Origin of the sequence: Noviherbaspirillum saxi (assembly GCF_003591035.1) — a bacterium.
In the GTDB taxonomy this organism is placed as follows: Bacteria; Pseudomonadota; Gammaproteobacteria; order Burkholderiales; family Burkholderiaceae_D; genus Noviherbaspirillum; species Noviherbaspirillum saxi.
The window spans coordinates 342,399-356,491 of sequence record NZ_QYUO01000001.1 but is presented as its reverse complement, the minus strand read 5'-3'; the positions used below and the strand labels follow the sequence as shown (position 1 = coordinate 356,491).

The following is a 14,093-nucleotide window of genomic DNA, read 5'->3' as shown; positions in this document are numbered from 1 at the left end:
CTCCTACAATCCTCACTCTGCCCCACATGTTTCAATCGCTATCCTGATCCCAATCCTGTTCCGTATTGCGCTTGTTCGATGCCAAGTTGTCCGATTCTTTTTTAGAGGCCGATACCTATGTCCACCGCCAATCTGTTGAGATTGATACTGCTCGGCGCAATCTGGGGAACCAGCTTCATGCTGATGCGTATCGCGTCGCCGGCACTGGGCCCCATCCTGACGACCTTCCTGCGCGCCCTGCTTGGCGGCGCAGCGCTTTATCTGTTTGCGCGCTCGCGCGGGATCGAGTTCGGCTGGCGTGAAAATGCCCGCACCTATCTCATCATCGGCTTGTTCAATACCGCGATCCCGTTTGCACTGTTTGCCTGGTCTGCCTTGCATATTCCATCGGCCTACATGGCGACGATGAATTCGCTCGCACCGATCTTTACCGGCCTGTTCGGCTTTCTGCTGCTGTCGGAACGAATGACTGCGTCACGCATGGCCGCATGCGTGCTCGGATTGATGGGCGTTGCGGTGCTGGTGGGGGTTGGCCCGACCGAAGTCACGCTGTATACGCTGCTCGGCGTGATGGCCGGTATGGGCGCGGCTGTTTGCTACGGTTACGCGGCGACCTATACACGGATGAAGGCGAGCAGCCTGCCCTCGCTGGCGACCGCGACCGGCAGTCAAATCACCGCATCGCTGGCGCTGTTACCGTTCGCCTTGCCCGACCTGCCGCAAGCGGCAGCGAACCTGAACTGGACGGTTGCGATCTCGGTCATTTTTCTTGGCGTAGTCTGTACCGGGCTGGCCTATGCACTGTTCTTCCATCTGATTGCGACCGAAGGCGCGAGCAAGGCGATCACTGTCACCTTCCTGGTCCCGGCGACCGCATCGATCTGGGCCTGGCTGTTCCTTGGCGAAGCGGTGACCCTCGGCACGGTGGCCGGTATTGCGACCGTACTGTGTGCAACCGCACTGGCACTGGGCATCTTCGGAAAGTGGCGCAGTATGCTGCGTGCTTAGGTAGGCGCCGCCTTAGACGTATGCTTGTTTGACGGCATGAGGGCTGCTATCGTAGCTGTCATCTGCTACACAAGCCTTCATCATGCCGCGCATCCTGATCAGCATTCCGCACCAGACGCTAGCACTGTTCGACGACAGCGGCAGCCGTCTGCGCTCTTATTCCATCTCGACCGCCGCCAACGGTCCTGGCGAACAGCAAGGCAGCAATTGCACGCCGCGCGGCGCGCATATCATTCGGGCCAAAATCGGCGCAGGCATGCCGGCCGGCACCGTGTTTGTCGGCCGCCGCGCGACCGGCGAAATCCACTCTCCCGCGTTGGCGGCACAGCAGCCGGAACGCGACTGGATCCTGTCGCGCATTCTTTGGCTATCCGGTTGCGAACCCGGCATCAACCGCCTGGGCGATGTCGATACGATGCGCCGCTATATCTATATCCACGGCTGCCCCGACACCGCACCGATGGGCATACCCGCATCGATAGGCTGCGTTCGCATGCGCAACGCTGACATCATTGAACTGTTTGAGCTCGTTCCCGCAGGAACGCCGGTTGCTATCTGCGGTTGATATTGTGGGCGCAAAAAAAGGGATGGAGACATTTCATCTCCACCCCGAAACCCCAGGAGACACTGAGGAGACTACTGGGACATGCGCGCCGGATACGGGCGCATGGCACAACTTGATGACGCATGCATAACCGGGATCAACCGGGCACGCATAGCAATGTAGCAGTCCTCAGGCCGGAGAAAATCTTGAAAGAGCGTGTGTTCTTCTAAGAAGATTTAGCGCGTTGGGGGTTCCGGCGGTGTCCCGGTCCGGCCGGACGTGTCCGGAGCGGCCTGTTGCGCCTTTTGCCGGGCGGCTGCTTCGGCAGCCATTGCGAATACCGATGAACATGCCGCCTTCAGTTCCTGCTCGAACAGTGGCGCGAACAAGGTTTTTTTTCTGGCTTTGGTCAGGCGCGCAGAAGGGGGCAACAAATAGTCGCCGCGGGGATTATCCTGCCGCAACCATTGCAGCGTTGCACCGCTCTTGCGGATTTCCGCGCGCACCCGTATCGGTGCACGCCCACTGATGGCAATAGCATTGACGACACCGTTGGAAATCTCTCCGCTGATGGAAGGCGCCGCGCCTTCATCGATGCGTTCCGCGCCGGCCGTGGAAAACAGGTGCGCGCCGCACAAGCGGTCGTCTTGCTGGTGCAGTTCAAGCACGAAGTTGGCACACTGGCCCGATTCGCGCTGCACGCCGGGCGGACATAGCGAAGCAACCCAGGCCCCGCTGAAATCGTCGTCGGCAACGGCAGCCGGGGCCAGCGCGAGTAGCGTCGACAGCATCAACAGGCGAGTCATGAACAAGTCTCCGTGGTTCGATGATGAAAATGCGGGCTTCTCCAGATGTAACAGAATTCACGCCCATTCTTCTTGAACTTGCGCAACGACAAAGCCAAACGCTGCCTGTCGCCGATCAAACCCGGCTGCACAGTCGATTCGGATCTATGCGAGCGACAGATTGCTCTTCAGGAAATCGAACAACAACCGCACCCGTTGCAGGTGGCGAATATCCGGATGCGCCAGCATCCACAAATCCGTTTCCAGTTCCGGCAAAGGTCCTGCGACCATGCTCACCGCCGGGTTGTCCTTGAGCAGGAACAAGGGTACAACGCCAGCCCCCATGCCCCACACTACCGCACCGGCCACCGACAGTACGCTGTTGCAGCGATAGCGCGGATGGATGCGCGGCAGCCGCTGCCGTCGCCATTTTTGCGAAGGATGATCGGCCAGCGATTCGTCCAGCGCTATCCATTCCATTTCTTCCAGCGTCGGCTTTTGCGCGAACCGCTGCAGATAGGCGTGCGCGGCGAACACGCCCGACGGCAAGGTGCCGATGCGGCTGCCGACCAGATGTTCGGGCGGCTTGCGGGTCGCGCGAATAGCGACATCGGCATCGCGCTGGCTCAGATTGGCAAGCGCATTGCTGACAACAAGCTCAAGGTCGATTTTTGGATAGGCAGACGCAAAGCCGGCCAGCGCCGGTAACAGCAAGCCGTTGAGAATGGTGTCGGTGGTCGTGATGCGCAGCACGCCGGCCGCTTCACTGCCGCTCTTGGATGCCGTTTCACGCGCCTGCTGCAAATGCGATTCGATGCGCTCCGCATGGGCGGCAAGTTCGCGCCCCAGCTCGGTCGGCAGGTACCCCTGGCGGCTGCGCTCGAACAGCAATTCACCCAGTTCCTTTTCCAGCCGCTTGATGGAACGGAATACGGTCGAGGTATCGACCTTCAGCCGTTCAGCCGCGCCGTTCAGCGTGCGACCGCGTATCAGCGCCAGCAGCAGTTCAAGATCGGCCAACGACAGCGGCGATTGCGTATTTGCATAGGAAGGTTTCATGAATGCCTATTTTCATTGGATAAATGCAAACGTAGATTAGCACCACACCAACCTGTAACCGATAAAGCACACCGACGCTTAGGACGACAACATGAAACCCACCCTCATCAGCCACACACTTTGCCCCTATGTGCAGCGCGCAGTCATCACCCTCGCCGAAAAACAGGCCGACTACGACCGCATCGACATCGATCTCAGCGCCAAACCCGCCTGGTTTCTCGCACTTTCCCCCACCGGCAAAACCCCGGTGCTGCAGGTCGGCAACGAAGCGATCTTCGAATCCGCCGTCATCTGCGAATACCTGGAAGACACCATCGGCCCCGCACTGCATCCGGCCGACCCGTTGCAGCGCGCCCGGCATCGCGCATGGAGTGAGTTCGCGTCCGGGACGCTGAACGCAATCTGGAATTTTTATGTCGCTACCGACGGCACCTCATACGAACGCAGCGCCGCCGCACTGGCCGAACGCTTTGCGCAAATCGAAGCGGTGCTTGGTGCTGGCCCCTACTTCAGCGGAAGCCACTTCAGCCTGGTCGATGCCGCGTTTGCACCGGCATTCCGTTACTTCGATGTATTCGACGGCGCCAGCGGAATCGACTTCCTGGCCGCGCTGCCGAAAACCCGTGCATGGCGCGCAGCGCTTGCCGCGCGCCCCTCGGTGCGGGAAGCCGTCTCATCCGACTATTCGGTGTTGCTGACAAATTTCGTGATACGCCAGGGCGGCATACTGGGCAAACGCTTGCAAGCAGCGGCGTAATGCTGGCGCTATCCGGCGCTCGGTGAATGTCGCGGATGCTTGAAGCAACCGGTCGCATGGTCATTCACCATGCCGATCGCCTGCATGTAGGCATACACGATGGTCGACCCGACAAACTTGAAACCGCGCTTGCTCAAGTCCTTGGAAATGCGATCGGACAGCGGGGTTTTCGCCGGCGTATCGCCCTTACCATTCCAGGCATTCTGTACCGGCTTGCCATCGACAAAAGCCCATAGATAGGGGGCCAGGCCGCCGACCTCGTCGCGCAGCCGCAGGTAGGCCTGGGCATTGACGATGGTGGCGGCGACTTTCAATCGATTGCGGATGATGCCCGGGTTGGCAAGCAGTTCGGCCACCTTGACATCGTCGTAGCGGGCGATTTTTTCAGCATCCCAACCGTCAAATGCAAGCCGATAACTGTCGCGCTTGTTGAGTACGGTTTCCCAGCTCAATCCCGCCTGCGCGCCTTCCAGGTTGAGCATTTCGAACAGGCACAATTCATCATGGCAGGGCACGCCCCATTCTTCGTCATGGTAGGCAAGATAACGCGGGTTGGCCGGATTGGCCCAGGCACAGCGAATCGGAGTCGTCACGGTAGTCGGTGATAGTTCTGGAGCCGTCGATTCTACTCGTCCGGTCGCAATGCATGCATCAGCGCCGGGATTTCCATCGCCAGTTCGCCGGCCAGGTAGCCGAGCGGGCCATGGCGCAGCGCCAGGCGTACTCCGGCGCGCGCATGCAGCGCGATACCCCAGACACAGGCTTGCTCAAGCGGCGCGCCACGCGCGGCCAGGCCGGCGATGATGCCGGCGAGCGTGTCACCCGAGCCCGACGTCGCAAGGCCGACATTGCCGCCTTCATGACGCCAGATCCGGCCGTCGGGTGCGGCCATCACGCTGGTGGCTCCCTTGAGAGCCACCAGCGCATTCCAGCGCCGCGCAGACTGCCGGGCAGCTTCGACGGGGTTGTCGAGCACTGCCTGCTTGTCGAGCGCGGCCAGATGCGCCATCTCGCCGGCATGCGGGGTCAGCAGCACCGGCGAGCTGAAGCTCGACACGTATTTTTGCTGCGCATGATGACTGGCATCGACCGCCTGCAGCTGCCGCCGCACCACATTCATGGCGCAGGCATCGAGCACGACCTTGGTCTCGGCCAGACGCGGCAAGAGCGAAAGGATGAAGGCGCAGATCGCCGGCTCGTCGAGCATGCCGGGGCCGATCAGCACCGCGCCGCAGCGCGACGCGAGCGTGCCGATGACATCGACTGCCGACGGCGCGATGCCGCCGGTCGCCGTTTCCGGCAAGCCGATCACGCGCGACTCGGGAATGGCCAGCGCAACCAGCGTTGCGACGCTGCCTGCGGTCGCAATGGTCAGCTTGCCCGCGCCGGCACGCAATGCCGCGGTCGCGGCCAGGATGACGGCGCCCGGCATTTCGCGTGAACCGGCAATCACCAGCACGCGGCCGCGCTCTTCCTTGTCGCCATCGTCGGATGGCATGGGCAAGGGCCAGCCACGCAGGAATGCATCGTCGACCTTGATGACGTCGCTGTCTTGAACCTTGCCCGGATGATCGTTCATGTGCATCCCGTCACGACTTCGGTGCCGCCGGCACGTCGGGTTCGGTGGTGACCTTGGCGCCCGCTTCGCGCAAAGGTGCGACGAAGTTGACCAGGTGTGGCACCAGCTTGCCGTTCTTGCCGCGCGTAGGATCGTAATCGTACGAGGTCACTGAGCAATTGGGCACGTCGGCCGCACGATCGACTTCCAGGATCAGGCGTTCATCCATGCGCTCCAGCAGATAGCGGAAGCAATTGACGATGACCTGGTGGCCGACGATCAGCACGCGCTCCTTCCGGTATTCGCGCGATATGGTGTCGAGCACGCTGCGCAGACGCAGAATCACGTCACACCAGCTTTCGCCGCCGGGTGGGCGGAAATAGAACTTGCCGACATGCGTGCGCTGTTCATGCAATTCCGGATATTTCTGCACGATGCCGAACTTGGTCAGGCGGTCAAGGATGCCGAATTCTTTTTCGCGCAGCCGTTCATCGGCAACGAAGGTAATGTCGTCGCGATCGATACCGGCCGTGCGCATCGCCAGTTCCGCCGTGCTCCTGGCGCGCACGTAGGGTGAGCACAGCACTACGCTCGGCCTGTGCTCGGGCGGCATTTCACCGAACCAGTGGCCCAGCGCCGTGGCCTGCTGCTCCCCCAGCGCTGACAGCGGCACATCGACATCGCGCGTGGCGATATCGATCAAATGCAGGCCGGCTTCTTCTGCAGCATCACGGGCGACGTTGCCGGCGCTCTGGCCGTGGCGCACGACCCAGATCGTTTGCGGCCATTTTTGTTCTGGCATGTTGCATTCCTTTCCACGAAAGGAATGACAACCAGGCTGACGCGAAGTTTCGCGCGCCTGCGCAAGCGCAAACCCTGCATTCTTCGTAATGCGGTGATTGCGCTGCCTGGCCGCAACTATCAGAGGGTAATCGGAGGGTTAACCGAACTTGCGCACCGCGTCGAGTGCCAGCCCTGCGCCGATGCTGCCGAACAGATCGCCTTCGACGCGCCGCGCCGAGGGCAGCAAGGCGGAAATCTTTTGCCGCAGCAGTTGCACGCCGCTCGAACCGCCGGTAAAGAAAACCGTGTCGATTGCCGCGGCATTGACGCCGGCATTGCGCAGCAAGCCATCGACCGTGCTGGCGACGCTGTCAACCAGATGACCGATGGCGCTATCGAAGCTGGCCCGATGCACGACCAGGCGCAAATCGGCGGCAAGCCGGTCCAGATGCAATTCGGTGCGCTCGGCGCCGGACAAGGCGATTTTTCCTTCTTCCATCTTCAAGGCCAGCCAATGGCCATCGCGCTGCTCGATCAGTTTGAGCAGGCGTGCAAGCTTGTCGCGCTCGCGCGCATCGCGGTAGACATCCTGCAATTCGCGCCACACTTTCTGCGTATACGCGAAGTTGATCGTGTGCCATGTCGCCAGGTTGAAATAGGTGCTCGACGGCACTTCATTATTGTTGATCAACCGCGTGCCAAGGCCGAGCAAGGGCATCGCGCATGACAGGTTCAGGTATTTGTCGAAGTCGGTGCCGCCGATATGCACGCCGGCAGTCGCGAGGATATCGTCGCGTCGCTCTTGCCTGCTGGCACGCTGCGGCGACAGGCGCACCAGCGAAAAATCGGACGTGCCGCCGCCGATATCGACGATCAGCACCAGTTCTTCGCGTGCAATGCTGGATTCGTAATCGAATGCGGCGGCAATCGGCTCGTACTGAAAAGCAATATCGCTAAAGCCGGCGCTGCGCGCGATGTCGAGCAGTGTGGACTCGGCCAGTTTGTCGGCCTTGGCATCGTCGTCGACGAAATGGACTGGCCGGCCGAACACTGCCTGCGTAAAGCCGCGCCCGGCGGAGTGCTCGGCGCGCCGCTTCAATTCGCGCAGAAATTGCGCGAGCAAGTCACGAAATGACAATGCCCTGCCCTGCACTTCGGTCTGGCCATCGATCAGGCTGGTGCCGAGCAGGCTTTTCAGCGAACGCATCAGGCGGCCTTCATGCCCGGCAAGGTAATCGGTCAACGCCGCGCGGCCAAAGCTGACCGCATTGTCATCGGCATTGAAAAAGACGACGGAAGGCAACGTCGGCTTGCTGTCTTCCAGCGCCAACAAGGCCGATTGTCCGGGACGGTGAAAACCGATGGTGGAATTGGATGTGCCGAAATCGACACCGCATGCGTTGCTCATGGCCGGCTTTGATTCACAAAAAGGCCGCCCATGATACGTGAATCAAGGCCCGGTCACAGCAGCCGTGCTGGCCGGTGTGGGCGCCGCAGGTATCAGCGGCGTTGCGGGTGGTGCAACTGCCGCGGTGGCTGTGTCGTTGAGGTTGATCCCCTGGTCGTCGGACCAGACCACCTGGTTATCGACAGCATAGAGGCGGCAAGGCACGCTACTGTTCTTCTGGCAATCTTCCAGCGCCTGACGCACCGGATCGTCGCCATCTTCCGCCCAGCTCCATGCGCCGGTCGGCGATACGGCAAAGGCGCGCGGCGACGATTTGCCGAGAAAGACCCGGTATTGTTCGCGCGCACTGCCGCGCAGATAAGGAAGCGCATCGATGTTGTCAATTGCCGCATACACATTCTTCGGCACCTTGATCTCGTCATTGATCGCGTAAACCGGATCGGTCGGCATCCCCAGTTCCCTCAAGAACTTTTCGGTTTCCGGCCACCAGATCTTGACGCCGTCGCGGCTGCCGCTCATGCCGTGCGCATCGCGCTTGAATGGACCGTAGGCGATCAGCGTGGCATGCCCGCCGGCGCGCACATACGCGCTATGCAGGCGCGCAGCCAGATCGGGATTGAAGTGGTGATCGTTTTCGCCATAGAACCATAGGCTGGGCAAGGCGGTTTTTGCGCCATAGGTGGCAAATGCCTGCACCAGCGAATCTTGCCAGCGGCAATCGCCGCCATGCATTTTCAGCCCGCCGGCAAAATTGATCAAACCCTTGACGCCAGGCATGTCGCGCGTGCCGGCTGCCAGTGCCGTCAAGCCGCCGTAAGACTGGCCCGCGACGACGATGCGATCCTTGTCGGCCCAACTCTGGGTGCGCAGATATTCCAGTGTGGCTTGCAGATCATCGGCTTGTACCTGACCGTGCGCGGTCATGTTGCAACCGGGATCGACATAGTCGCCGCTGGATTTGGAAAAGCCTTTGCGCATCGGGATGATGACTGCATAGCCGCGCTTGACGAACTCGCGGCTGATGACGACGAAGCGGTCGCGGTTCTGGTTGCGTGGATTGCCGAGGGCTTTTCCATGGTTCATGATTACCAGCGGGAACGGACCGTTACCGGCTGGCTTGAAGATGGTCGTTTCCAGTTCCACGTTACGCGCCCCGGAAACCGCTGGCACCATCACGACTTGTTCATTGAGTGCGGCATCGAGCGACAGCGCACGAGCCGGTGTGGAGAAGCCGAAGCTGCTTGCGAAGGCAACAGCGGCGAAGGCTGTCGAGCAAATGACAGAAAGGATTCGGCCTTTCCTTGCATCGCGCTTCTGTAGGAGTAAGAATGACATATACCCGATCCACGTCGAACTGCGAACACACGGCTCGTCGTGCGAACCACCGAATCGCGTTACGCCCTCTCTTGACGTTACGCAATGTTGCCCATTCTAAAGAGGCACTTTCCGGGGTTCAATATTCGTTTATGCAACTCTGAAACATTTATTTACGAATGCGTGACGATGTAGCAAGACTTCCGCAGAGGAACTTGCGTAATCGTTAAGGCGGAGGGAAAGGAGGGAGAGCAAACGCAACGGCGCTTGCAAACAAGGCATGTGAAAAACACGAGCTGTTTTTGCTGCCATGCGCAACCTTTTAAGGTAGCGAAAGGTCAATAGCAGACACCTGTTCCTATAAGGATGTCACCATGAAAGTTGATGTGTATAAACGCCCCGATCAGGAAGGCAAGTTTTCTTATCTCGCCGTACCCGAGGGACGTCCAATTCCCGAGGAAGCCACCAACATTGATTGGGAAACTGCCGAGAACAATGTCGATCTCGATGAAGACAATGAGCCGATCCACGGCATTTCTGCGGAAGATGCATTCCAGCAGATCAGTGCCAAGGGTTACGCGATTTCCAGCGTCAACAAGATAAGGATAGGCCCGAACGTCTGAGCCTCCTGCCTGCCTCCCTTTTCAGGCCGGTCCATTTGCGCGGCTGGCCATGCGCTTCAGATGGATCCCGTCGAAGGCTGGTCCGCTCCCGCGGTCCAGCCTTCGACGGGATCCATCTGAAGCGGCAATCCATAGTGCGGTCGCTGTGCCGCCCATGCCGCCGCGACGGCGCACAGCACCGCATCCAGCCTATCGGCACTGCCGTCGTCGATCAGTTGACGACGTAGTGCTTTCTTCATGCTTACCGTAATACCCAGCGGATGGCTGCCGTCTTCCAGCGCAGCGACGATGGCCTGCCGCGCGGCGCGCCGTTCCGGGGTTTGCTTGGCGCGTTCATCGCTCTTGTAGGATGCACGCGTGACGGCACGGGCGACCAGGCCGGGATACCCTTCCAGCGCGATCCGTTGCGGATCGCCTTCATGCAGGCCGAATACCGTCACGCCGGCAGCGAGCAAGCGGCGCGTACCTTCATGAAACATGTAGGCGACCGGCGGGTTCACCCATTTCATCGAAGGACTTGAGCCGGCGGGACCATCGGTGATCCGGTGAGCGAATTTGTTGCCAACCGGACGCGCATCGCAAAACGCCTTGAATATTGCACGCAGTTCGGCGCGTTCCAGTGTCGAGCAATGCGTGACCAATGAAGACCAGGTTTGCGGCCAGCCGAGATGCTCGACCAATTCGCGCGATAAGCCGAAAGGAAAATCGAAGGCGCCTATCCAGGGGCCGGGTTGGGCCAGCCAGGCTTCATACGATTGCCAGTCGGAATGAATGGCAATCGTATCGATGCGTAACTGTGCACCGTGTGTCTCGCCATGAGCAACGGTGATCGGTTTTGCGCGGCGCGGCGCCGAAGTAAAGTCGATTCCAACAATCTGCATGGCGGCGAGTGTATCCGTTCTGCAGCTTGTTTGATTTAATGTGGAATTATCAAGCGGAAAATAGGTTCCAATACACATGGCGCATACCCGCAGGGCGTAGCGTTGCATAACAAAAAGAGAGAGCCGAATGTGCAGTGCGACTGCATTGTCATGGAGATTACCCCGCCGCCTGGGCCGCTTGGGCGCGCTATTGTTGATTGCCTTCGCCAGCGGATGCGCCAGCCTGCCGGATGTGCGCTACCTGAGCAACCGCGAACTGGTCGGCAAGGCCAATCCCACCATTGTTACTGCAAGCGGCACCCTATCCGACGGCAAGCGAAAGAGTCTGATCGACGGCATGGCGGCCCGGGCGGGCGATACCGACATCCTTGCCAAACATATCGCCGCCGAAGAAGCGATCAGCGGCCAGCCGCTGGTTGCCGGCAACAAGGTCGTGCTGCTCGACGACGGCCCCGCCACGATACACGCGATGACTGCTGCCATCCGGAACGCGCGTGATCACATCAATCTGGAAACCTACATTTTTGAAGCCGATGAAGTCGGCCACGCGCTGGCCGATCTGCTGATCGCGAAGCAGACCGCAGGGGTGCGGGTCACGCTGATCTACGACAGTGTCGGCGCACTCGATACGCCGCGCGAATTCTTCGATAGGATGCGTGCCGCCGGGATCGGCGTCCTGGAATTCAATCCGGTCAATCCGCTCAATGCCAAGGGTAACTGGGACATCAACCAGCGCGATCATCGCAAACTCTTGATCGTCGACGGCCGCATCGCTTTTACCGGCGGCGTCAATATCAGCAAGGTCTACGGCAAAAGTTCTTTCCTCAAGAGCCGGCGCAGCAAACCCGCGCCGCAAAACGCGCAGGAAGCCGCGTGGCGCGACACGCACATGCAAGTCGAAGGACCGGTGGTCGCCGAATTTCAAAAACTGTTTCTGGGCACCTGGCAGCGGCAAACCGGCAAGGCCTTGACTGACGCACGCTATTTTCCACCGCTGAAGGCGGAAGGCGATTCGCTGGTGCGCGCGATCGGCAGCACGCCCGACAATGCCGACTTCGCGGTGTACAAGACCTATGTATCGGCGCTGACCCATGCCGACAAGTATGCGCACATCACGACCGCTTACTTCGTGCCCGACCAACAGATCGTGCAGGCGATGGTGGAGGCGGCGCGGCGCGGCGTCGATATACGCATCATCTTTCCCAGCTTTACCGATGTCGGGATGATCCTGTATGCCGGCCGTTCCTACTATGAAGAATTGCTCGCCGCCGGCATCAAGGTCTATGAACGCAAACGGGCGATGCTGCATGCAAAAACCGCCGTCATCGATGGCGTCTGGTCGACCATCGGTTCCACCAATCTGGATATCCGCAGCTTCCTGCACAACGATGAAATCAACGCCGTGGTATTGAGCACCGAATTCGCGGATCGCATGGAATCGCTGTTCCAGCGCGACTTGCAGGAGTCGGATGAAATTACCGCAGAAGCCTGGAGCCGGCGTGGCTTGCGCGATCGGTTCCGTGAATGGTCGGTGCGCATATTGCAGTACTGGCTTTAGAGCAGCTTCACCCTGACTGTGCCGTCGATGCCGGACGCTTTGCCAGTGGCACGGCGTTGTCGCGGGGCCGCCGAGGCCTCCTTGCCATGGCTCGCCATGTCGCGTCGCCGCGCCTTGTTCCACAGGCAAATCGCCTCGGCCTCGCCTGGCAAGTCAGGGTGAAGCTGCTCTAGCAAGCGACAGCAGGCCTGTCTGTTGACGTCGAATATGCAGTTCTTCTATCGATAAGCCATTCAGGTTATAGGTTTCAATGGCACTTTTCTAAATTGTATTGATCCACGCGAATATTTGTCATGCATGGATTTGGCCTTTATCAAATTTGAACCAAATTAACGATCTCGCATCCATCTGTTCAGTGGAAACAATTCGAGAAAGTTCGTAATTAATGCATTCTCCAATTCAATCTGTGCGCCGTCGCAGGAAGGGTGCCGCATTGCCACTGCTGTTCTGCGCAACATTTCTTTCCGCTTGCGGCGACGGAGGCACCAGCGCTAACGCGGCGTTTGCATCTGAAGCAACGGTTTCTGCCTCATTGACACCACAGGCACTGCAAGCTGCGGACTTGGTGGCCTCGGTCATTCAGCCGCTGGAAGTGCCGCCCGCACTGGCGCAATCGCCATTCGACGAACCGAAAAACCTGTTGGTGCCGCCCGGATTCGGCGTGCGCGTTTTTGCCCGGGTGGCAAAGGCGCGCTTCATGGCAGTAGCGCCGAACGGCGATGTGCTGGTATCGGTGCCGAGCGCCGGCAAGATCGTACTGCTGCGCGAGCGCCCCAACGATACGCCGCAAGCTTTCGATTACGCGACCGGCATGCGCAATCCGCATGACATGGTGTTTCATCGCATAGGCGATGTGACCTATCTGTACGTAGCGGAATCCAACCGCATCACGCGCTCGGTCTATCAAGGCGGCGAAGTGGGGAGCGCGGCGCGAGAAATCTTAATTGACGGCTTGCCGGACAATTCAACGCCGGAGCTGCAGGGCCGCTATGGCCACGAGTTGAAAAACATCGCACTGTCGCCCGACCACAAGCTGTATGTCTCGATCGCCTCGACCTGCAATGCCTGTGTCGAAGATGACAATAGCGATCCGGTGCGCGGCGCGATTTATGAATACTCTGCCGATGGAACCAGCCCCCGGCTGTTCGCGCGCGGCTTGCGCAACGCTGAAGGATTGGATTTCCTGCCAGGAACAACAACGCTGTGGGTATCGGTCAACAATCGCGATGACGTGAGGGTGCCGATCGATGCCGATCTTGACGGCGATTACATCAGCGACCGTGGAAAATTGATGCCATCGTATGTCGACGACAACCCGCCCGAATTATTCACTTCCGTACGCGCGGGCGGCAATTACGGTTGGCCATTCTGCAATGCAATCCCAAGTTCGAGCATGAGCACGCTGGACACACTGCCCGATTATGAATTCAATAGGGACAATAGCGTGCTCAATTGCGCAAGCGTGGATCGCTCGGCCAAGGGGATACTCGCGCATTCCGCGCCGCTCGGCTTCAGCTTCCTGCATGCGAGCGCAGTGCCGGCGGCCTACCGCACCGGTGCGGCGGTCGCGCAGCATGGCTGCTGGAATTGCACCAGCCTGCGTGCCGGCTATAAAGTATCGTTCTTTCCTTTTGATGCAGTCGGCAATGCGGGGATGGAAATTGACCTGGTGACTGGTTTTGTCATCAATCCCGCTGCACGTACCGTGTGGGGCAGGCCGGTTGATGTCGTCCCGGATGCCAGGGGCAACCTGCTGATATCGGACGACTACGCAAACGCCATCTATCAGCTCTATCCGCGCTGACGCATCTGCTT

The 14,093-nt window shown here is 59.8% G+C and carries 15 protein-coding genes; 6 read left to right on the top strand and 9 right to left on the bottom strand.

All coding sequences use genetic code 11. The features are described from left to right. Positions 1–117 precede the first annotated feature (117 nt). Both D3871_RS01795 and D3871_RS01790 read left to right on the top strand, forming a co-directional pair. On the top strand, positions 118–1,008 hold the full coding sequence (locus D3871_RS01795; RefSeq protein ID WP_119767354.1) for a DMT family transporter: 891 nt from the start codon (positions 118–120) through the stop codon (positions 1,006–1,008). Positions 1,009–1,090: 82 nt separating this feature from the next. Next, positions 1,091–1,573, top strand: coding sequence for a L,D-transpeptidase (locus D3871_RS01790; protein WP_119767353.1), 483 nt, complete (start codon positions 1,091–1,093; stop codon positions 1,571–1,573). Positions 1,574–1,788: 215 nt separating this feature from the next. Here the strand turns inward: D3871_RS01790 and D3871_RS01785 are convergent, their stop codons facing one another. Then, the gene (locus tag D3871_RS01785) at positions 1,789–2,358 is read right to left on the bottom strand and encodes a hypothetical protein (protein ID WP_119767352.1); all 570 of its coding nucleotides are present in this window, start codon (positions 2,356–2,358) and stop codon (positions 1,789–1,791) included. Between the two features lie 144 nt (positions 2,359–2,502). Continuing rightward, entirely contained in the window at positions 2,503–3,396 is an 894-nt protein-coding gene (locus D3871_RS01780; RefSeq protein WP_119767351.1) for a LysR family transcriptional regulator, read from the bottom strand. A gap of 91 nt (positions 3,397–3,487) precedes the next feature. Between D3871_RS01780 and D3871_RS01775 the strand changes: the two genes are divergently transcribed. After that, positions 3,488–4,153: a glutathione S-transferase family protein gene (locus D3871_RS01775; protein WP_119767350.1), complete on the top strand. Its 666-nt coding sequence runs from the start codon at positions 3,488–3,490 to the stop codon at positions 4,151–4,153. 8 nt (positions 4,154–4,161) lie between these two features. Here the strand turns inward: D3871_RS01775 and D3871_RS01770 are convergent, their stop codons facing one another. From D3871_RS01770 to D3871_RS01750, 5 genes are all read right to left on the bottom strand, one after another. Next, positions 4,162–4,746 (bottom strand): DNA-3-methyladenine glycosylase I, encoded by a 585-nt coding sequence (locus D3871_RS01770; RefSeq protein WP_119767349.1) that lies wholly within the window; start codon positions 4,744–4,746, stop codon positions 4,162–4,164. Positions 4,747–4,778: 32 nt separating this feature from the next. Next, positions 4,779–5,732 (bottom strand): NAD(P)H-hydrate dehydratase, encoded by a 954-nt coding sequence (locus tag D3871_RS01765; RefSeq protein WP_119767348.1) that lies wholly within the window; start codon positions 5,730–5,732, stop codon positions 4,779–4,781. 10 nt (positions 5,733–5,742) lie between these two features. After that, on the bottom strand, positions 5,743–6,513 hold the full coding sequence (locus D3871_RS01760) for a histidine phosphatase family protein (protein ID WP_119767347.1): 771 nt from the start codon (positions 6,511–6,513) through the stop codon (positions 5,743–5,745). 138 nt (positions 6,514–6,651) lie between these two features. Next, positions 6,652–7,902: an Hsp70 family protein gene (locus tag D3871_RS01755; protein ID WP_119767346.1), complete on the bottom strand. Its 1,251-nt coding sequence runs from the start codon at positions 7,900–7,902 to the stop codon at positions 6,652–6,654. A gap of 42 nt (positions 7,903–7,944) precedes the next feature. Then, a complete protein-coding gene (locus tag D3871_RS01750) occupies positions 7,945–9,237 on the bottom strand; it encodes a dienelactone hydrolase family protein (protein WP_119767345.1) in 1,293 nt (430 codons plus the stop codon). Positions 9,238–9,590: 353 nt separating this feature from the next. Here D3871_RS01750 and D3871_RS01745 point away from each other — a divergent pair, with 353 nt between their 5' ends. Continuing rightward, positions 9,591–9,839: a DUF6139 family protein gene (locus tag D3871_RS01745; protein ID WP_119767344.1), complete on the top strand. Its 249-nt coding sequence runs from the start codon at positions 9,591–9,593 to the stop codon at positions 9,837–9,839. A gap of 56 nt (positions 9,840–9,895) precedes the next feature. On the opposite strand, the gene D3871_RS01740 is transcribed toward D3871_RS01745, so the two are convergent. After that, positions 9,896–10,720 carry a DUF429 domain-containing protein gene (locus D3871_RS01740; RefSeq protein ID WP_119767343.1) on the bottom strand — a complete coding sequence of 275 codons (825 nt, stop codon included), beginning with the start codon at positions 10,718–10,720 and terminating at the stop codon, positions 9,896–9,898. Between the two features lie 127 nt (positions 10,721–10,847). Here D3871_RS01740 and cls point away from each other — a divergent pair, with 127 nt between their 5' ends. After that, positions 10,848–12,278 (top strand): cardiolipin synthase, encoded by a 1,431-nt coding sequence (gene cls / locus D3871_RS01735; RefSeq protein ID WP_119767342.1) that lies wholly within the window; start codon positions 10,848–10,850, stop codon positions 12,276–12,278. On the opposite strand, the gene D3871_RS29700 is transcribed toward cls, so the two are convergent. Then, a complete protein-coding gene (locus D3871_RS29700) occupies positions 12,275–12,454 on the bottom strand; it encodes a hypothetical protein (RefSeq protein WP_147376733.1) in 180 nt (59 codons plus the stop codon). The two genes, cls and D3871_RS29700, sit on opposite strands and share 4 nt — an antisense overlap. Positions 12,455–12,810: 356 nt before the next feature. Here D3871_RS29700 and D3871_RS01730 point away from each other — a divergent pair, with 356 nt between their 5' ends. Continuing rightward, entirely contained in the window at positions 12,811–14,082 is a 1,272-nt protein-coding gene (locus tag D3871_RS01730; RefSeq protein WP_158597853.1) for a PQQ-dependent sugar dehydrogenase, read from the top strand. Positions 14,083–14,093 lie beyond the last annotated feature (11 nt).